At 63.9% G+C, this 19,180-nt stretch carries 13 protein-coding genes; 4 read left to right on the forward strand and 9 right to left on the reverse strand.

Annotation, left to right across the window (positions count from 1 at the left end; genetic code table 11):
- Positions 1 to 11: 11 nt before the first annotated feature.
- The 3 genes from ntrC to dusB are packed head-to-tail and all read right to left on the reverse strand — an operon-like array spanning position 12 to position 3,601.
- Positions 12 to 1,454, reverse strand: a complete 1,443-nt coding sequence (ntrC, locus tag ACQR0W_RS18050; protein WP_315711890.1) for a nitrogen regulation protein NR(I) — start codon at positions 1,452 to 1,454, stop codon at positions 12 to 14.
- Positions 1,455 to 1,463: 9 nt separating this feature from the next.
- Positions 1,464 to 2,651, reverse strand: coding sequence for a two-component system sensor histidine kinase NtrB (locus ACQR0W_RS18055; protein ID WP_315751120.1), 1,188 nt, complete (start codon positions 2,649 to 2,651; stop codon positions 1,464 to 1,466).
- A complete protein-coding gene (dusB, locus tag ACQR0W_RS18060) occupies positions 2,648 to 3,601 on the reverse strand; it encodes a tRNA dihydrouridine synthase DusB (protein WP_316175428.1) in 954 nt (317 codons plus the stop codon). The genes ACQR0W_RS18055 and dusB overlap by 4 nt, the downstream gene beginning before the upstream one ends.
- Before the next feature lie 450 nt (positions 3,602 to 4,051).
- On the opposite strand from dusB, the gene ACQR0W_RS18065 reads away from it, so the two are divergent.
- Positions 4,052 to 5,233: a bifunctional 2-C-methyl-D-erythritol 4-phosphate cytidylyltransferase/2-C-methyl-D-erythritol 2,4-cyclodiphosphate synthase gene (locus tag ACQR0W_RS18065; RefSeq protein WP_315827594.1), complete on the forward strand. Its 1,182-nt coding sequence runs from the start codon at positions 4,052 to 4,054 to the stop codon at positions 5,231 to 5,233.
- Between the two features lie 66 nt (positions 5,234 to 5,299).
- A complete protein-coding gene (locus ACQR0W_RS18070; RefSeq protein ID WP_315774796.1) occupies positions 5,300 to 5,911 on the forward strand; it encodes a CinA family protein in 612 nt (203 codons plus the stop codon).
- An 81-nt stretch (positions 5,912 to 5,992) separates the two neighbouring features.
- On the opposite strand, the gene ACQR0W_RS18075 is transcribed toward ACQR0W_RS18070, so the two are convergent.
- The gene (locus tag ACQR0W_RS18075) at positions 5,993 to 8,671 is read right to left on the reverse strand and encodes an NACHT domain-containing protein (RefSeq protein WP_316205715.1); all 2,679 of its coding nucleotides are present in this window, start codon (positions 8,669 to 8,671) and stop codon (positions 5,993 to 5,995) included.
- 871 nt (positions 8,672 to 9,542) lie between these two features.
- On the opposite strand from ACQR0W_RS18075, the gene ACQR0W_RS18080 reads away from it, so the two are divergent.
- A complete protein-coding gene (locus ACQR0W_RS18080; RefSeq protein ID WP_315711879.1) occupies positions 9,543 to 10,805 on the forward strand; it encodes a methyl-accepting chemotaxis protein in 1,263 nt (420 codons plus the stop codon).
- 374 nt (positions 10,806 to 11,179) lie between these two features.
- Here the strand turns inward: ACQR0W_RS18080 and ACQR0W_RS18085 are convergent, their stop codons facing one another.
- Both ACQR0W_RS18085 and lipA read right to left on the reverse strand, forming a co-directional pair.
- Complete coding sequence (locus ACQR0W_RS18085; protein WP_316187128.1) at positions 11,180 to 11,653, reverse strand: type II toxin-antitoxin system RatA family toxin; 474 nt, start codon at positions 11,651 to 11,653, stop codon at positions 11,180 to 11,182.
- Between the two features lie 10 nt (positions 11,654 to 11,663).
- Entirely contained in the window at positions 11,664 to 12,623 is a 960-nt protein-coding gene (gene lipA, locus ACQR0W_RS18090) for a lipoyl synthase (RefSeq protein ID WP_315827589.1), read from the reverse strand.
- Between the two features lie 135 nt (positions 12,624 to 12,758).
- On the opposite strand from lipA, the gene ACQR0W_RS18095 reads away from it, so the two are divergent.
- Positions 12,759 to 13,382, forward strand: coding sequence for a DNA-3-methyladenine glycosylase (locus ACQR0W_RS18095; protein WP_316187129.1), 624 nt, complete (start codon positions 12,759 to 12,761; stop codon positions 13,380 to 13,382).
- A 108-nt stretch (positions 13,383 to 13,490) separates the two neighbouring features.
- On the opposite strand, the gene ACQR0W_RS18100 is transcribed toward ACQR0W_RS18095, so the two are convergent.
- From ACQR0W_RS18100 to ACQR0W_RS18110, 3 genes are all read right to left on the reverse strand, one after another.
- Positions 13,491 to 16,355 (reverse strand): valine--tRNA ligase, encoded by a 2,865-nt coding sequence (locus tag ACQR0W_RS18100; protein WP_315751111.1) that lies wholly within the window; start codon positions 16,353 to 16,355, stop codon positions 13,491 to 13,493.
- A 309-nt stretch (positions 16,356 to 16,664) separates the two neighbouring features.
- The gene (locus ACQR0W_RS18105) at positions 16,665 to 17,408 is read right to left on the reverse strand and encodes a PopZ family protein (RefSeq protein ID WP_316170218.1); all 744 of its coding nucleotides are present in this window, start codon (positions 17,406 to 17,408) and stop codon (positions 16,665 to 16,667) included.
- A 379-nt stretch (positions 17,409 to 17,787) separates the two neighbouring features.
- Complete coding sequence (locus ACQR0W_RS18110; protein WP_316168010.1) at positions 17,788 to 19,173, reverse strand: TolC family outer membrane protein; 1,386 nt, start codon at positions 19,171 to 19,173, stop codon at positions 17,788 to 17,790.
- Positions 19,174 to 19,180: the final 7 nt, after the last annotated feature.

Below are 19,180 nucleotides of genomic sequence, written 5' to 3' on the forward strand. Positions count from 1 at the left end.
TCAAATAACCGTCAAGCGCCGCTGCGGTACACTTGAATGTCGAGGTCGCGGATCTTCTTGCGCAGCGTGTTGCGATTGAGGCCGAGCAGATCGGCGGCGCGGATCTGGTTGCCGCGCGTCGCCGCCAGCGCTGCCGTCAGCAGCGGAATCTCGATCTCCTTGAGGATGCGGTGGTACAGCCCCGGCGGCGGCACGCCGTTGGGAAATCCCTGGAAGTGCGAGGACAGATAGGCCTCCACTGCTCCGCCCAGATTGTCGATCGAGGTCGGCGTGTTCGAGCCGGTGGTCACCGCCGGCGGCGCCAGCTCGCCATCGATGACTGACGCCGTGATGACGTCCTGCGGATACAGCGCGGCCAAACGCCGGGCGAGATTCTCCAGCTCGCGGACATTGCCCGGCCAGCGGTGCTGCTTGAGCCGCTCCAGCGCCGCGGCATCGAGCTTCTTCGGCGGCAGCCCGTCCTTCTCGGCCAGCGCGAAGAAGTGGCGGACGAGATCCGGCAGGTCCTCGATGCGTTCGCGCAGCGGCGGCAGCCGCAGGGGCACGACGTTGAGGCGGAAGAACAGATCTTCCCGGAAAAGCCCCTGCTGGATCAGGATGCGCAGGTCCTTGTTGGAGGCGGCGACGATGCGCACGTCGGTCTTGATCGGGGTGCGGCCGCCGACGGTGGTGTACTCGCCCTGCTGCAGCACGCGCAAAAGCCGCGTCTGCGCCTCCATCGGCATGTCGCCGATCTCGTCCAGGAACAAGGTGCCGCCCTCAGCCTGCTCGAAGCGGCCGGAGGCGCGGGTGTTGGCGCCGGTGAAGGCGCCGCGCTCGTGCCCGAACAGTTCCGATTCGATCAGGTCGCGCGGGATCGCCGCCATGTTGACCGCGACGAACGGCCCGTTGCGGCGCTTGCCGTAATCGTGCAGCGCGCGCGCCACCAGCTCCTTGCCGGTGCCGCTCTCGCCCGAGATCATCACCGTGAGGTCGGTCTGCATCAGCCGCGCCAGCACGCGGTAGATGTCCTGCATCGCCGGCGAGCGGCCGACCAGCGGGATCGATTCGAACTCGCCGTCGTCGGGCTGGCTCGCCGCACGCTCCTTCGGCTCGGCCAAGGCACGGCCGACGATCGCGATCAGCTCCTTCAGGTCGAACGGCTTCGGCAGATACTCATAGGCGCCGCGCTCCGACGCCTTGATGGCGGTCATGAAGGTGTTCTGCGCGCTCATCACGATGACCGGCAGGTTCGGCCGCATCTTCTTGATCCGCGGCAGCAGGTCGAACGCGTTCTCGTCCGGCATCACCACGTCGGTGATGACGAGATCGCCCTCGCCCTGGCTCACCCAGCGCCACAGCGTCGCGGCATTGCCGGTCAGCCGCACCTCATAGCCGGCGCGTGACAGCGCCTGGTTCAGGACCGTGCGGATGGCCGTATCGTCGTCGGCAACGAGAATGCTACCTGCAGGCATAGGTGGTCCTCAATTTGATCCCTGTGAGGCATGCAACGGCGTCCCCGAAACGTCATCGCCATGGCTGTGATTTGGGCTTTGGTCTGGTTGTTTGGTTGCGCTGTACATCGGCATCAGCACCCGGAAGGTCGTCTTGCGCGGCTGCGACTCGCACTCGATGATCCCGCCATGGTCGCCGACGATCTTCGCGACCAATGCAAGTCCGAGGCCGCTTCCGGTCGGCTTGGTGGTCACGAACGGATCGAACAGATTGGGCATCAGGTCTTCCGGCACGCCGGGGCCGTTGTCCCTGACGCAGAACTCCAGCGGCAGCGACACCCGCGACTTCTTGCCGGGCACCGACAGGCGCACACCCGGGCGGAACGCCGTGGTGAGCTGGATTTCCGCATCCGAGCCGAGATCGACGACCGCTTCCGCGGCATTCTTGACCAGGTTCAAGAACACCTGGATCAGTTGATCCTGGTTGGCGAGCACCGGCGGCAACGACGGATCGTAGTCCTCGACGAAGCGGATGTTGCGGGCAAAGCCGGACTGCGCCAGCCGCTTCACGTGATCGAGCACGGAATGGATGTTCACGGGCCCGCGCGCCACCGGGCGGTCGTCGCCGAACACCTCCATGCGGTCGACCAAAGTGACGATGCGGTCGGCCTCGTCGCAGATCAGCCGGGTCAGCATGCGATCCTCGGAGGAGGCCTGCTGCTCGAGGAGCTGCGCGGCGCCGCGGATGCCCGACAGCGGGTTCTTGATCTCGTGCGCGAGCATCGCGGCCAGTGCGATCACCGAGCGCGCCGCGCTGCGATGGGTGAGCTGGCGGTCCATCTTGTCGGCGATGGTGCGCTCCTGCAGCATCACCACGATATGGCCGGGCCGCTCCGGCAGCGGCGCGACGTGCAGGTCGACGAGCCGATCGGCGCCGGTGCGCGGCGTGCCAAGATCGACCTTGTACTCGTTGACCGGCGCGCTGGTGGTGCGGACCTGATCGATCAGCGCCAGCAGCGGAGAGCCGAACGGCACCAGCTTCTTCAGCGACTGCCGCTGCAGAAACTGGGTGGAGGAATCGAAGAACGATTCCGCCGCCATGTTGGCGTCCATGATCATACCGTCCGGGCCGATGACGAGGACCGGATTCGGCAGGGCGTTGAGGATGGCGTCGCCATCCGATGGAAGTCGCTTGCGCTGTTCTGCGGCTGAGCTCATGCGGCTGCACTCCAGGCAAAATCGTCGAAGGCCTCACGCAGCGCCCGATGCACCAAGGACGGCTGCTCGGACGTCAGGATACGGTCGCGCCAGGCCTTCAGTTTTTCGGCCGGCGCTTGCGCGTGCTGGGCGGCGACGTCGAGCCCCCAACTGAGATGCTTGCGGGCGTGGCGCAGGCCGACACGCGCGCCATAGTGACGGCAGATCTCGTCATAGAGCGCGGTGAGAAGACTGAGCTGCTGCGCCAGCTCCGGCGCGCCCTCTTCCGCACCGCCCTCGAGTCGGCGGCCGATCTGGCCGGGCAGCCAGGGCTGGCCTTGCGCGCCGCGCCCGATCATCACGGCATCGGCGCCGGAGGCGTCGAGCGCCTCGCGCGCGTCCTCATAGCTGGTGATGTCGCCGTTGACGACGACCGGCAGATCGACGGCGTCCTTCACGGCGCGCACCGCGCTCCAGTCGGCTTCGCCCTTGTAGAACTGCTGCCGCGTACGGCCGTGCACGGTGATCAACTGCACGCCCGCGGCCTGCGCGCGGCGCGCCAGCTCCGGCGCATTCAGGCTGCGCTCGTCCCAGCCGAGCCGCATCTTCAGGGTCACGGGCACATCGACGGCCTCGACCGTCGCCTCGATCAAGGTCAGCGCATGATCGAGATCGCGCATCAGGGCCGAGCCGGACTGGCCGCCGGTCACGTGCCGTGCCGGGCAGCCCATGTTGATGTCGATGATCTCGGCGCCGCCATCCTCGGCGACCTTCGCGCCCTCGGCCATCCAATGCGCCTCGCAGCCGGCGAGCTGCACCACATGCGGCCCGACGCCGCTCGCCTCGCAGCGCAACCGGGATATCCACCGCCCGCGCACGAGATCGTCGCTCGCAGTCATCTCGGACACCACCAGCCCGGCGCCGAGCTCGGCCGCGAGTCGGCGGAACGGCGCGTCGGTGATCCCCGACATCGGCGCGAGAATGGCCCGGTTGGCGAGCGAAACGTCGCCTATCTTCAAGGCTTTGGCTTGTGTATTGGCCGGACCGGTCACGAACGACTCTTAAAGCTCTTTGGACGCATCATCGCGTCTGCGCTGCACTCTCAAGCACAAATCTTGTGCAGTCAAGCGTCATGCCTACACTTTAGCCAAGACGATCGGCATTTCAAGTGCAGTGCAGCAAAATATGCTTGTTCGGCAGTCATGGTAAACCCGTGAGCCGCCGGATTTTTGCATGGCTCGGCAAGGTGCTCGCAGGCGGCAGGTGCGACCGCCCCCCTCAACGCGCCAGCGGATCCCGGCGCTTGTGTCGCGATCGCAGGTGCCGTTCATGCGACGTGTGATCCTGCTCGCTTAACATCTTCTGCAGATGTAAGAAGCCGCGAACCCCATCATCCTCATCAGCATCGATACCCTGTTCCCATGACGACTTCTCAGCGGACTGCAGCCATTCTCGTCGCGGCCGGACGTGGCCTGCGCGCCGGCGCCGGCGGTCCGAAGCAATATCGCATGATCGGCGGCCGCACGGTCATCCATCGCGCGCTCGCCGCCTTCGCCGATCACCCCGAGGTGGCGGTGGTCCAGCCGGTGGTGAACCCCGACGACATCGACATCTTCAACGCAGCCGTCTTCGGCCTGCGCCACGAGGCCCCAGCGCATGGCGGTGCGACGCGACAGGCCTCGGTGCTCGCGGGCCTGGAAGCGCTGGCGCCGCACAAGCCCGACATCGTGCTGATCCACGATGCCGCGCGTCCGTTCGTCACGCCCGCCGTGATCTCGCGCGCGATTCGAGCGGCCGGCAAGACCGGCGCGGCGATTCCCGTGGTGCCGGTCACCGACACCATCAAGGAAGTCGGCACGGGCGGCGACATCACCGCGACACCGGAGCGCGCGAAGCTGCGCATCGCCCAGACGCCGCAGACCTTCAAGTTCGACACGATCCTGGAGGCACACCGCCGCGCCGCGCGCGACGGCCTCACCGAGTTCACAGATGATGCGGCGATCGCCGAATGGGCGGGATTGACCGTCGCGACCTTTGAGGGCGATGTTGCCAACATGAAGCTCACCACACCGGAAGATTTCGTGCGCGAGGAAGCGCGCCTTGCCGCGCAGCTCGGCGACATCCGGACCGGCACCGGCTACGACGTCCACGCCTTCGGCGAAGGCGACCATGTCTGGCTGTGCGGCCTGCGCGTGCCGCATAGCAAGGGGTTCCTTGCCCACTCCGACGGCGACGTCGGTCTGCACGCTCTGGTTGATGCAATTTTGGGCGCCCTGGCCGATGGCGACATCGGCTCGCACTTCCCACCCTCCGACATGAAGTGGAAAGGCGCCGCATCCGACCAGTTCTTGAAATACGCCATCGAGCGCGTGACCGCGCGCGGCGGCCGCGTTGCCAATCTCGAGGTCACGATGATCTGCGAGCGCCCGAAGATCGGCCCGCTGCGCGACCAGATGCGCGCCCGCATCGCCGAGATCACCGGCGTCGACATCTCGCGCATCGCGGTCAAGGCCACCACCAGCGAGCGGCTCGGCTTCACCGGCCGCGAGGAAGGCATCGCAGCGACGGCGAGCGCGACGATCCGTCTGCCGTGGAGCGCCTAGAGGCGCACCACCCTGTCACCGCTCATGGAGCTTTCGATCTGACGGTCGGATGAGGACAACGCAGCCATGGCCAGCGAACGTCAAATCGGCTCTACCAGCGCGCTGGCCCGCTCGCTGCTCGACCTCTGCCGGTCGCGCAAGCTGATGATCGCGACCGCCGAGTCCTGCACCGGCGGCCTGGTCGCCGCGGCCCTGACCGACATCCCCGGCTCCTCCGATGTCATCGACCGCGGCTTCGTCACCTATTCGAACGAGGCCAAGCGCGCCATGCTCGGCGTCGAGGCTTCGACGCTGCAGACCTTCGGCGCCGTCTCCAAGGAGACCGCGATCCAGATGGCCGTCGGCGCCCTGGAGCGCGCCGACGTCGATCTCGCGGTGGCCATCACCGGCATCGCCGGCCCCGGCGGCGCCACCCCCGGCAAGCCGGTCGGTCTGGTCCATTTCGCCGTCGCCGCCCGCGACGGCCGCATCACCCACCGCGAACACCGCTTCGGTGCCATCGGCCGCAGCACCGTGCGCACCCGCTCGGTGCTGGAAGCCCTGCGCCTGCTGATGGAGCTGGCACGGCCGCAGGTCGCGGCCAAGCCGAAGCGCGCTGCCGCGACACGACTGCGTCCGCGCGTCGCCCGCGCGCCGCGGCTGCATCCGGTGAAACGGCCACGGCGGCCGCGGACGTAGGTACTCGTGGCGCGCCCTGCCCTCGCCACACCGTCATCGCGAGCGCAGCGACGCTATCCAGTCTTGACCGCGAGCGCGCGCCTACCGCTGAAGTTTCATTCTTTGCAACATAATGAGCCTAATCAATTTTCTAGACTTCCGAGGGACCAAGCAATTTCCTTCTCGTGGGTATGACCAACTGCGAGGATTATCTGCTCCGTCTAAGACACCGCCCCGCCACTTCAGCATCAAGAGGCGCCGAACACCGGATGAGAACAACGCCGCTGGCGTTAGTGGAGGGGTAACGTTTAGGGCAGCGCAGTACAAGCCCCTCCGGTAAGTATAACTTAGTCCAAATAAAAATGACAAAGCCGCCAAAATCGCAACACCTGCAGCAATCAGATTAGTCCAACTTGCGAGATTGGTCACAGCGTTGTCAATTGCCCGGCGCTGCATGAATGATGATGCTAGTACTCCGCCCGAAAAGTACATAGCGCCAATCCATAGTTCTAACCTTCTGCCACAGAGCACGCCAATTCTTGAGAATGCGCCGGGAGCCGCGAGTGTCGATAAAATGTTCAGCAGCGGTGTATTCGGATGCTGGAGTCGAGCGTCGTACGCCAAGCTAATGCAGTCAAAATAGAATGAGTCTCTTCCAAAAAGGGGCGAATACCATCGGCGAGAGCGAGGTACCTTAGCCACGACGACCCCCTGCCAAGGCCGCTCCGATCGTCTTCCCAAAAGATCCGCCGCTGCCCGCGACCGAAGCCCTCCCTCAGCAAACAAACTCATCCAGATTGCCAGCCGTTCTTGCTCGCGGAGCGCGCGCTCTAGAGCCAACGCCAAGAACGGAGGCTGACTACATCCCGACACAACGATTTCTGGTGCTTCATTTAGCAGATCGATGCCACAAAGGTTCGCAACTCGAAACGCCGCACTGGCGTCTTGTTCTGCATAGCTTTGGATCAACCGCACAAGAGACTGAACTTCGACCCTGGCAAACTCTTCGAAGAAGGCGTCGACGACATCGGAGCGCGCAACTCCTCCCATCACCTCTGCCGATCGTTCTGCATCTGACGCAACAACAAGGAATAGATGCAATTCACGGAGCCAATCTGCATCCCATTTATCTCTGCCCGCCCCTGCACTCAATCTTGCGATGCTCTCGTCCACGAATTTCGGCCACAGTTCATGATCGTAGAGCTTGGCCTCCAGGAACGTCATTGCTAGCAGATGCAAATTGTTGCAGGCGCCAACCTGCTGTAAGGCATCACTCCTCATATGGCGCGGCATGAGAGCCACTGCGAAGGGTAAGCACTCAACCAACCGGGCTCTGAGGGAGGCATCCGCCTGAAAAAGGCGATAAGAGTTCATCAGGACATTCCAACCATCCTTTTGCCCATGAACAGCTTCGTATGCACAGAAAAACTCGCAAAACGTTAGATGAATGAACCGAAATGATTCGCCCTCTTGTTCCTCGCCGATTAACCCGGTTTCTTTTGAAAGTTCTCGCAAGTATCGCGTCGCATCCTCTCGGTCTTTGCAGCGAGCTATATTAATCACAACATCGACAGCCTCACTCCACTTTAGATGATTTGGAGATTGATCCTTATCAAGCAAGTGATTGAATGCAATTCTGCCTAATATCTGCTGCCGCTGCTGCCGAACGACAGCCTGAGCCGAAAGGGCGCCAATCTGCTTGGCCCGACGCTTGATCAGCAACTCTTCCACGACCTTAGAATAGAATTCCGATCTCGAATCCGGCGCGAGCAGACCGCCCCCAATCTGATCCTGAGCAACATACATCGACAAGACCAGGGGATTGGTGCACATCTCCCGCAAGCTTGGCCGGTCAGTTAGCTCATTATATATTCTTACAACGTTCTCAAATCGACCAGTTGCAAAGGGCCATCTCGTCAAGAACTCGTAGATATCGGAGGGACTAAAGCGCTTTACTGACAAGACTGTAGGGTAAGCGTCTTGGAAGTCAGGCCGGACTTGTTGGTGGAACTGAGTGCGCAGCGTTATAACAATAACGTTATTATCACCGAGTTGTTGTAGCGTCTCAGAGAACAAGTTTAGGGCCACTGCAATTCGCTGGTAGTTTGCAGACGACACTTCATCGAGTCCGTCAAAAATAACTAGTAAACCAGTCTTGTAAGTATAAACATCGAGGCACTTCAACAAGTTGTAAACGTCATGTTTCGCGCAGTTTTCGCGAACATAAGTTAGCATCCAGTCTCCGAGCTTCTTCGCTGCGACATTTTTGGGTATGTCCAATGTTCTGAGCTCTATAAAAACCGGAAATCGCGCGCGCGATGGAGCAATAATAGCGCGTTGGCACTCATCCCGAAATAGCCGCTTTGCTGCGGAGCTTTTTCCAGAGCCAGGGTCGCCAATGATCCTAATTCTACTCCCTGCGCTTAAGATCGATGAGCTATTATAACTAGCCCCCACTCCAAAGTTCTCGAGGACTAGTGGTATAAATATCTCGTCTATATCAATACTGACTTCGGTTGAAGCAGGTATTCTAAGTAACTTAGTCGAGCCCGCGAGCTGCAATCGGCAATAGCGTCTGAGCGTGAATGCAGCAGCAACCTTGTGTACGAACGCTTTGTTCAGGCTGTAAATGATTCCATCAACAAGATAGCCTGCAGATTCTTTGATGAAACGTCGAATTTTGACAATAACGTATATTCCAATTGGAAGGACCACCATGGTGAAGATCGACGAAATGGGGTCGAACTTCCATGCTTCTAAGAAAGAGAATGGATTTTTCATGAGCTTGTCGCCGAGCGGATTTCGAGCGTCCCCGTAATTGCTTATTGATACATTATACAACTATTGCACGAAAGGGATTCTGAGCGGTTTTCGGCTAGCTCGTTTGGTGTCGCTGATGACGCGCCCGTTAGCCGGATCACTCGCGGTGCAGTTTCGTGTAGGCAACGGTCTGAGTTCATTTCGGCCGGCGGCAACTGCCTGAGGTTTCCCGCGCCAAAACGCAAAATTCTCGCGCACTTTCAACGCCCGACTCGCTGTCCAGTCCCTCCCGAAAAAATATTCCACTTTCGTTTTTACAGAATCCATGCTTTCCTCCCCTCATCCCGCCTCGGCACGAGGGGCGTATCGCGATCGTCACGACACGCGAGGTGGGGAGGCGATGGCCGCCGATGGGTCGTCGCGCGTCATGGACGTGCGGACGAACGGCTCTTGGCGGACGTGAAGTCGCAGCGTCCTGACACCCCGAAGCTGGTGTCACGCCGGTGGTGATGATGACCCGCCGGTCACGGGGGCAAGACAGCCGGTCCCCGGGGAGACTGCGTATAAGCGTGAAGACCATCGCGCAGGGAATGCCGGAGTTCGGCTGAACCTGTGGTGACTGCCGCCTGCTTTTTTGCTGCAGGCGGGCCATGGGTTGCGGCCAGCGCCCGGCATTCCCTGCGCCCTCGTGTTTCAGAGGGCCCGTCGAGATCCACAGCCCGGGCGTCGTTGCGCCGCGGGAGATGCGGCTGCGCGCCAGCAAGCCCCCCTGTCCGTATTTCAGGATCGCGCCGCCCGATGATTATCGTTGGCGGTCCCGCCCGAAAGGTTTTGGTTAATTTTGTCCTGCTACGTCTCGCGCATTCTTCTCTGACAGTGGATTCGGGACCCCATGGCTTTCTTCTCCGGCAAGTCGGCTGATCGCACGCATAACCTCCTGATGACGGAGCTGTTCGAACGCCATCGCGACGCCATCCTGGTGATGTCCGACGGCAAGATCATCGCCTGCAACGAGACCGCGGTCCGCTTCGGCGGCTTCCGCAGCAAGCAGGACCTGCTGTCGCGTTCGCCGGCGACCATGGCGCCGGAGTTCCAGCCCGATGGCAAGCGCTCCGCCGACGTGGTGCGCGAGATGGATGCCAAGGCGAGGCGCGAGGGCCACGCGACGTTCGAGTGGACCACCAAGCGCGCCGACGGCAGCCCGGCGCTGGTCCAGATCACGCTGGTGCCGACCCAGGTCGAGGGCCAGACCTACGTCATGAGCTTCCGCCGCGATCTCTCCGACCTCGTCGCCGCACGCGAGGAGAAGAAGCGCGCGCTCGACCGGATCGCCAAGGATTTCGAGACCTCGGTCGGCGCCATCGCCAATGCGATCTCCGGCGCCTCGCGCGAGGTCGAGACCACGGCGGCCTCGCTGACGACGACCGCGGATCAGGCCGCGCAACGCGTGGCGCTGGTGGCGTCGGCGTCGAACTCCGCCTCCTCCAACGTGCAGTCGGTGGCCGGCGCCACCGAGGAGCTGTCGACCTCAGTCAGCGAGATCAATCGCCAGGTCGCGACCTCCTCGACCATCGCCGCCGAGGCGGTCGAGGCGTCCTCGCGCACCAACGACCTCGTCAACAGCCTGGCGGACGCGGCGGCCAAGATCGGCGCGGTCACCGACATGATCAACGCGATCGCGAGCCAGACCAACCTGCTGGCGCTGAACGCGACGATCGAGGCGGCACGCGCCGGCGATGCCGGCCGCGGCTTCGCCGTCGTGGCCTCGGAGGTGAAGAGCCTGTCGAGCCAGACCGCCAAGGCGACCGACGAGATCAGCGCGCACATCAGCGCGATGCAGCGCGCCACCAGCGACACCGTGGCTGCGATCCAGGGCATCGGCGGCACCATCGGCCAGATCAGCGAGATCGCCAAGACCATTGCGACCGCGGTCGATCAGCAGGGCCACGCGACGCAGGAGATCGCCCGCTCGGTCAGCCAGGCCGCCAGCGGCACCCGCGAGGTCGCCACCAACATCGGCTCGGTCAGCCAGACGGTGGAATCGGCCGGCGGCGCAGCGCGGCAGATGCTGGGTGCAGCTGGCCAGCTCGCCAAGCACGCCGACGAGCTGCGCGGCAAGGTGAAGGACTTTTTGACCGCCGTGCAGGCGGCGTAGGTTTCGGTCGCGGCTCGACGTGTCCGCGATCAGAACGGCTCCGCGGCGATGTCGCGGAGCAGCTGTTTGAAGCGTGGATAGGATTTTGAAGCCAAGTTGCGCTGGCCACGGCTTCGTGGGTGCAACTTGCTGTGAGTTGGCAGGCCGCCAGCCTCACCCTCCGCTGTCATCCCGGGCAAGCCGCAGCGGCGCAACGCGCCGCGGAGGCGCCGACCCGGGATCCATACGCCGCAGCAGATGTGGTTGGACGAGCTCGGAGTTACCTGCCTGCCGCCACAAGCAGTCCTGTGGTTATGGATCCCCGCTTTCGCGGGGATGACGACTGAGGGTGAGGCGCCCTCTATCGTCTACCACTGGAAGACATGGAGAAAGACTTACGTCGACGACACCGCGGGCTTGCGGCCGTAGATCGCATCGGCGCGCTTTTCGAACGCCGCCGACATGCGCGCGAAGATGGTGTCGAACATCGAGCCCATCAGCATCGCCAGCATGCGGCTCTTGAACTCATAGGCGATGAAGAACGTTACCTCGCAGGCGCCCTGCTCGCGCGGCTCGAAGCTCCAGCGGTTTTCCAGGCTGGAGAACGGCCCGCTCACATACTCGACCAGGATGTTGCGCTTGGCCCGATCCAGCGTAACCCGGCTGGTGAAGGTCTCCTTCACGAGCTTGAACGACACCGTCATGTCGGCGACGACGACCTCGGTGCGGTCAGGCTTCTGGCTGCGCTGGCGCACCACCAGCTTCTCGCACAGCGGCACGAACTCCGGATAGCGCTCGACATCGGCGACGAGGTCGAACATCTGCTCGGCCGTGTGCGGCACGCGCCGCTTGTTGGAAAATCTCGGCATCTCGTCTCGATCAGCGCGCCATGGCTTCGCGCGCGGCCTTCAGCTTGGCGAAATCCTCGCCGGCGTGGTGCGAGGAGCGCGTGAGCGGGCTCGCCGACACCATCAGGAAACCCTTGGTGTAGGCGACGGTCTCATAGCCGGAGAACTCCTCCGGCGTGACGAAGCGCATCACGGCGTGATGCTTCTTGGTCGGCTGCAGATACTGCCCGATGGTGAGGAAATCGACCTCGGCCGAGCGGAGGTCGTCCATCACCTGCAGCACCTCGTGGCGCTCCTCGCCGAGGCCGACCATGATGCCGGACTTGGTGAAGATGGTGGGGTCGATCTCCTTGACCCGCTGCAGCAGCCGGATCGAGTGGAAGTAGCGCGCGCCGGGCCGAACCGAGAGGTAGCGCGATGGCACGGTCTCGAGATTGTGGTTGAAGACGTCGGGCTTGGCGGCGACGACCTGCTCCAGCGCGCCGTCCTTGCGCAGGAAGTCGGGCGTCAGCACCTCGATCGTGGTGGTCGGACATTTCGCGCGGATGGCGCGGATGGTCGCGGCGATATGGCCGGCTCCGCCGTCGGCGAGATCGTCGCGGTCGACCGAGGTGACGACGACATGGGCGAGGCCGAGCTTGAAGGTCGCCTCCGCGACGTGCTCCGGCTCGCCGGCGTCGAGCGCCTCGGGCAGGCCGGTCTTGACGTTACAGAAGGCGCAGGCCCGCGTGCAGGTGTCGCCCATGATCATGAAGGTGGCGTGCTTCTTGTCCCAGCACTCGCCGATATTCGGGCAGCCGGCCTCCTCGCATACAGTGACGAGGCCGTTCTCGCGCACGATGTTGCGGGTGTCGGCATAGCCGCGGGTGGTCGGCGCCTTGACCCGGATCCAGGCCGGCTTGGCCGGCGAGATGGAATCCGGCCGGTTCGCCTTTTCGGGGTGGCGGGGGCGCAGCGGCGTGTTCGCGTTGATGTCGACGATGGTGACCATGGGATTCGCACAAACCTCTGTTGCGCCCTAGCTATTCCGTGCCGCGGCGCGCCGCAACCGGCTGGCCGAGGATACCAGGGCATGGCAGATATGGGCAGCGCGGAACAGCGCTCAACACGGCGGATTTCCCTGAGAATGGCGCAAAAACCGGCAAAAGCCCCCGGGGTTTCACGGCCCCGGCGCAATGCTGCGGCCAAGCGGCTGACGCGGGCGTTCTTCGCCCGCGAGGTGCTCGCGGTGGCGCCGGAGCTGATCGGGGCGACCTTTCTGGTCGACGGCGTCGGCGGGACCATCGTCGAGGTCGAGGCCTATCACCACACCGACCGCGCGGCGCATTCGTTCCGGGGCCCGACGCCGCGCAACCAGGTGATGTTCGGTCCGCCCGGTTTCGCCTACGTCTACCGCTCCTACGGCATCCACTGGTGCATGAACTTCGTCTGCGAGGTGGAGGGCTCGGCGAGCGCGGTCCTGATCCGGGCGATCGAGCCGACCTTCGGGATCGACGAGATGCGGCGGCGGCGCGGGCTGGAGGATGTCAGGGCACTATGCTCGGGGCCGGGCAAGCTGACCGAGGCGATGGGGATCACGATCGCCCATAATGGCCTGGCGCTGGATGCTGCACCGATCGAGCTGTTCGCCCGACCTGAGGATGTAGAGATCGTCACCGGCGTCCGCATCGGCATCACCAAGGCGGTCGAGCTGCCGTGGCGGTTCGGGCTCAAGGGCTCTAGGTTCGTGAGCAAGCGGTTTCCGCGCTAAGCCGCTGGCCGTCGTTCCGGGATGGTCCGAAGGACCAGACCCGGAATCTCGAGATTCCAGGTTCGATGCTTCGCATCGCCCCGGAATGACGAAGGAGAGAGGACTACGTCACGCGCCCTGAAGCCGCGACAACGCCTCCTGGAACTTGGCCTTGCGCGCCAATGCCGCCTCGCGCTTTTCCTTCTCCTCCTCGACCAGTTCCTCGGGCGCGTTGGCGACGAACTTCTCGTTGCCGAGCTTCTTGTCGACGCGCTCGATATCGGCCTCGGCCTTGGCGATTTCCTTTCCAAGGCGGGTGCGCTCGGCGGCGAGATCGACGACGCCCTTGAGCGGCAGCGCGGCGACCTCGCCGCGCACGACGAGCTGGGCGGAGCCTTCGGGCGCCGTATCGGCGAAGGAGATGTCGGAGAGACGCGCAAGGCGCTTGATGACCTCGCTCCAGCGCGGTGCGCGCTCCCTCGTCTCGGCGGAGGCACCGACGAGCGCGAGCGGCATCAGAGTCGCCGGCGGGATGTTCATCTCGGCGCGGACCGAGCGGATGGACGTGACGAGATCGACCACCCAGCCGATCTCGGCCTCGGCCGCCTCGTCCTTGAAGCTGGCGGCGTCGAACGAGACCAGCAGCGGCGGCACCAGGGGGTCGCCGAAGCTGGCGGCCGACAGCGCGGCGATCTCGGCGACCGTCGGCCTGTCGGTGCGGTGCGGCCAGGGTGACAGGGTCAGCAGACCGTCGCGCTTGGCGGTCGACTCCCACAGCGCCTCGGTGATGAAAGGCATGAAGGGATGCAGGAGCTTGAGGATCTCGTCGCGCGCCCAGGCCACCATCGCGCGGGTCTCGGCCTTGGCGGGGCCGTCCTCGCCGAGCAGGGTCGGCTTGGAGAGCTCGACATACCAGTCGCAATAGACGTCCCAGACGAAGCGGTAGATCGCATTGGCCGCGTCGTTGAAGCGATACGCCTCCAGCGCCTCGGTGACCTCGCGCGTGGCAGCGGCCGCCTCATGGGCGATCCAGCGGTTCAGCGTCTCCTTGGCGGAGCCCGGATCGAAGCCGTCCGGCACGGTGCAACCGTTCATCTCGGCGAAGCGGCTGGCGTTCCAAAGCTTGTTGGCGAACTTGCGGTAGCCGTCGACGCGCTGGGTCGACAGCTTGATGTCGCGGCCCTGCGCCGCCATCGCGGCCAAGGTGAAGCGCAGCGCATCGGCGCCGTGCTCGTCGATCAGCGCCAGGGGATCGATGACGTTGCCTTTCGACTTCGACATCTTGGCGCCCTTCTCGTCGCGGACGAGCGCATGGATGTAGACCGTCGAGAACGGCACTTCCTTCATGAAGTGCAGGCCCATCATCATCATGCGGGCGACCCAGAAGAAGATGATGTCGAAGCCGGTGACCAGCACGTTGGTCGGATAGTAGCGCTTCACCTCGGGCGTGGCGTCCGGCCAGCCGAGCGTCGAGAACGGCCACAGCGCCGAGGAGAACCAGGTGTCGAGCACGTCCTCGTCACGCGTGATGAAGCCTTCGCGCTTGTTGCGGTCGAGCGCCATCTCGCGGCCCTGCTCCGCCGTGATGACCTCCTGCTCGACGTAGTAGCCGATCGCGTGGCCGACGGCCTCCTCCTCGGTCTCGGCGACGAACACCTTGCCGTCAGGGCCGTACCACGCGGGAATCTGGTGACCCCACCACAGCTGGCGGGAGATGCACCAGGGCTGGATGTTCTCCATCCAGTCGAAATAGGTCTTCTCCCAATTGCGTGGCACGAACGTCGTCGCGCCCGACCTGACGGCCGCGATCGCCGGCTGCGCCAGGGTCTTGGCGTCGACGTACCACTGGTCCGTGAGATACGGCTCGATGACGACACCGGAGCGGTCGCCATGCGGCACCATGTGCGTGTTCGGCTCGACGCGCTCGAGGAAGCCGAAGGACTCCAGCCGCTCCAGGATCTTCTTGCGCGCAGCAAAGCGCTCGATGCCGTGGAACTCCCTGGCAAACTCCTCGGAGCCCTCAGGCAGGCCGCGCAGATAGTCCTCGTTGTCGACCAGCGCGATGCAGCCCTCGCGGTCGAGAATGCTGATCTGCGGCAGGCCATGGCGGCGGCCGACCTCGAAGTCGTTGAAGTCGTGCGCCGGCGTGATCTTGACGGCTCCGGTGCCCTTCTCCGGATCGGAATAGGTGTCGGCAACGATCGGGATCTCACGCCCGACCAGCGGCAGGATCACGCGCTTGCCGACGAGATGCTGATAGCGCTCGTCGTCCGGATGCACCGCGACCGCGCTGTCGCCAAGCATGGTCTCGGGACGCGTGGTCGCGACAACGATGAAACTCGTGGGATCCTCGGGGCTGAACGTCGTCCCCTCGATCGGATAGCGCAGGTACCAGAGGTTGCCCTTGACCTCGATCTGCTGGACTTCGAGATCGGAGATCGCGGTCAGCAGCTTCGGGTCCCAGTTGACCAGCCGCTTGTCCTTGTAGATCAGGCCCGCACGGTGCAACTCGACGAACACCTTCACGACGGCCTTGGACAGACCCTCGTCCATGGTGAAGCGCTCGCGACCCCAGTCGCAGGAGGCGCCGAGCCGCTTGAGCTGGTTGATGATGGTGCCGCCGCTCTCGTCCTTCCACTGCCAGACGCGCGCGAGGAACTTTTCGCGGCCCATCTCGCGGCGGCCGGGCTGCTGGCGCTCCATCAGCTGACGCTCGACCACCATCTGGGTGGCGATGCCGGCATGGTCGGTGCCCGGCTGCCACAGCACGTCGCGGCCCCGCATGCGCTCGAACCGGCACAGGATGTCCTGCAGCGTGTTGTTGAGCGCGTGCCCCATGTGCAGCGAGCCGGTCACGTTCGGCGGCGGGATCACGATGGTGAAGGGATCCGCATTGCGCCGATCGGGGCGACCGGCGGAGAACGCGCGGGCATCCTCCCAGACCAGGGACATGCGACCTTCGAGATCGGTGGGCTGATAATTCTTATCGATCATGGCATTTCCAGCGGCGCGGGGCCGGCTGTCCAATTCGGGATGTCGCGGAACTCGTCCGGGCCTTTTGTGACATGACCTGAAAAAGCTCGCGCAAGCTGTTGGTGCTTGGGCTGTTTTCGGACTGATGTCCGACCGCGGACCGCGCTCCTGGAAGAGCCCTCTCGATCCGTCCGGCAGGGATCAGCTTGACAGGGCTAGAAAGCCGCCGCGGCGCGCCAAGTCAACAGCAGCGGCGAACATTGACGGATAGCGTCTACCGCCCGCCGCGGCTCACTCCAGAACGGAACACGAGATCGTGCCGTCCTGGCGTCAGCGGCCGCGCGAGACGCGCTCGATCTCGGCCTTGACGATGCGCTCCACCAGGGCCGGAAGATTGTCATCCAGCCACGATTTCAGCATCGGACGCAGCATCTCCTTGACGAGGTCCTCGAGCGTCCGGGCGTTGTTGCTCAGCACCGTATTGGCCAGCGCGTTGAACGCCGATTCGACGGCGTTCACCGTCGATGGGGCCAGGATCGGCTGCTTCGGCGTGACTTGCTCGAACGCGGACTCGAAGCTGGCAGCCTTCTGATTGAGCCGCCCGGCCTCGATGAACTCGATATCGTCCCGCGGATCCACCTTTCGGAAGGATGCCGCCGCGGGGGTTGGCGCTGGAGCGGGAGTCGGTGGGGCCACTGCCATGTCGTCCGTCAACTCGAGTACTTCAGGTTCGGGCTCGGGTTCTGCCGGCCGGACCTCTGCAACCGGAGTCGTTTCATCCAAACCCGCCAGCAATGCGTCAATGTCATCCTGGTTGTTGCTTGCGGACGCCGCCGGCGGCGCGGGAGGCGGAGGTGCGGGCTTGGCGGGAGCCGCAGCAGCGATCTTCGAAGGTGGGATGTCGTTCATTACCGGCTTCGCAGCCGGGGCCGCCGGCTTCTCGGCCTTGACCGGCTCCGGCGCGGCGGCCTTGTCTGCCGCCGGCGGCTTACCCTCGTCGTCGGCAATGATACGCCGGATCGACGCCAGAATCTCCTCCATGGAGGGTTCTTGGACCTTCGCAGGCTGCGTCATTTCCGACTCCAAATCAGCAACGCTGCCGCACGAACCGGCTCAGCGCAAAAGTCCCGGGCGCCGGATCCAAGTGGCTTGGAGTTCTCAACGGGCATGCCAACTTGTCTCCGGACAAGGCCTGATCGATGCAAAACAACAGAACGATACTGCCCATGTCGGAGTCTATTCTTGGAAGAACTTCCGACGCAGTCCGAATCGTTCGGCGGCCATTTTGAGGCTATGTCATGGCAACAAATGAATGCAAGCAACGCCCGCCGCGAACCCGGTGGAGCACGGAGGTCGCCTGTCAAGCGTCGCCCATTCGTCACAACCACAGCATGTGCCACAAAAAAATCCCCCGGCCAAGGACCGAGGGATCAGGGTCGGTATTAAGAATGTACTAATGACCATCCGGCGTCCGTACACCCGCCCAGTTATCCCGGACCTGCTGGTAGTGCACGCTGGGATCGTAGGTGGTCGTCGGCAGGTTCAGCACCTGCGGTGACAGCCGCCCCACGGTCTGAAGCACCGTATAGGATGCCACCACGCGGTCATGCTGGGCGTTCACCAGCGAATTCCGCGCGTTGACCAGCGCCTGCTGAGCGTTGAGGACATCCAGCGTGGTCCGCTGGCCCGCCTTGGCTTCCTCGCGCACGCCGTTCAAGGCGATCTCGGAGGCCGCCACCTGGGCCTGTGCCGACTGCACCTGTGCCTTGCCCGCGAGCAGCTTGCCCCAGGCAGATACCACGTCGGAGCGAGCCTGATCGCGGGTCTGCTCCAGGACCAGACGCTGCTGCGCCAGCGACTCCTTGGACTGCCGGATCAGCGCGTATTCCGCCCCTCCATTGTAGATCGGGACGTTCACCGAGGCGACAGCCGACGCGCTGAACCCACGATAGGATTGCAGGCTCGACTCATAGCCCTGCTGCGCCTGAGCCTGGACGTTTACGGTCGGCAGCAGAGCACCCTCGTTGATCCTGACCTGCAGATACTGGACGTCGATGCCGTACATCGCCGAGGTTACGTTCGGGTTTTCCGTCAGAGCCGTTTCGACCGACTGCTGGAGGGTCGCCGGCAAATAACGGTCGACAGGAGAGCCCGGCGCCAAGTTCTGGGGATCGTTGCCGATGATTCGGCGGAAGTTCGAGCGGGTCGCCGTTAGTTGGGCCTCTGCTGTGAGCTGCTGCGTGCGGCCGGCGGCGAGCTGAGCCTCGGATTGCGCGACGTCGGTGCGGGTGACCTCGCCGACGTTGAACCGATCGCGGGTCTGCTTGAGCGTCTGCTCCAGCACCCGCGTGTTGCTGCGCTGGACCTCGACGATCGCCGCATCGCGCAGATAGTCCATATAGATCGTGGCCGCCGCTAGCAGCACCTGCTGCTCAAGAATGCGGAGAGCCTCGCGTTGCGCCGAGACGTTCGCCTCGGCCTTGCGCACGCCGTTTGCCGTCTGCTGACCGTTATACAGATTCTGGTTGACCGTCAGGCCGACGCTTCGCGGCCTCTGCACGCCGTTCACGGCCGGCGTCGCGGGTGCCGCTTGCAAATCCGTATACTGAATGCCCGCCGTCGCATTCAGACTGACCTTCGGCCGATACCCCGAGAGTGCCTGCGGAACGCCTTCGTCGACCGCACGAGCCTGGGCCCGCGACGCGTTCAGTTGCGGGTTGTTCTGATAGGCACGCACCAGCGCAGCCTCGATCGTGTCGGCCAGCGCAGGCGTCGGGCCTGCACAAGCCATCACGAGGACCGCAGCCGCCGCTGCGGTGACGAGCTTCACCCCAAACATCCCTGTT

It is taken from the genome of Bradyrhizobium sp. HKCCYLRH1034, assembly GCF_051168375.1.
Classification (GTDB): Bacteria; Pseudomonadota; Alphaproteobacteria; order Rhizobiales; family Xanthobacteraceae; genus Bradyrhizobium.

Bases quoted from the DNA above. Each gene is read 5' to 3' on its own strand.
- ACQR0W_RS18110 (WP_316168010.1), bottom strand. From the start codon at position 19,173: ATGTTTGGGGTGAAGCTCGTCACCGCAGCGGCGGCTGCGGTCCTCGTG.
- ntrC (WP_315711890.1), bottom strand. From the start codon at position 1,454: ATGCCTGCAGGTAGCATTCTCGTTGCCGACGACGATACGGCCATCCGC.
- ACQR0W_RS18080 (WP_315711879.1), top strand. From the start codon at position 9,543: ATGGCTTTCTTCTCCGGCAAGTCGGCTGATCGCACGCATAACCTCCTG.
- ACQR0W_RS18075 (WP_316205715.1), bottom strand. From the start codon at position 8,671: ATGAAAAATCCATTCTCTTTCTTAGAAGCATGGAAGTTCGACCCCATT.
- ACQR0W_RS18065 (WP_315827594.1), top strand. From the start codon at position 4,052: ATGACGACTTCTCAGCGGACTGCAGCCATTCTCGTCGCGGCCGGACGT.
- ACQR0W_RS18095 (WP_316187129.1), top strand. From the start codon at position 12,759: ATGGCGCAAAAACCGGCAAAAGCCCCCGGGGTTTCACGGCCCCGGCGC.
- ACQR0W_RS18070 (WP_315774796.1), top strand. From the start codon at position 5,300: ATGGCCAGCGAACGTCAAATCGGCTCTACCAGCGCGCTGGCCCGCTCG.
- ACQR0W_RS18105 (WP_316170218.1), bottom strand. From the start codon at position 17,408: ATGACGCAGCCTGCGAAGGTCCAAGAACCCTCCATGGAGGAGATTCTG.
- ACQR0W_RS18085 (WP_316187128.1), bottom strand. From the start codon at position 11,653: ATGCCGAGATTTTCCAACAAGCGGCGCGTGCCGCACACGGCCGAGCAG.
- ACQR0W_RS18100 (WP_315751111.1), bottom strand. From the start codon at position 16,355: ATGATCGATAAGAATTATCAGCCCACCGATCTCGAAGGTCGCATGTCC.
- ACQR0W_RS18055 (WP_315751120.1), bottom strand. From the start codon at position 2,651: ATGAGCTCAGCCGCAGAACAGCGCAAGCGACTTCCATCGGATGGCGAC.
- lipA (WP_315827589.1), bottom strand. From the start codon at position 12,623: ATGGTCACCATCGTCGACATCAACGCGAACACGCCGCTGCGCCCCCGC.
- dusB (WP_316175428.1), bottom strand. From the start codon at position 3,601: ATGTCGGGGATCACCGACGCGCCGTTCCGCCGACTCGCGGCCGAGCTC.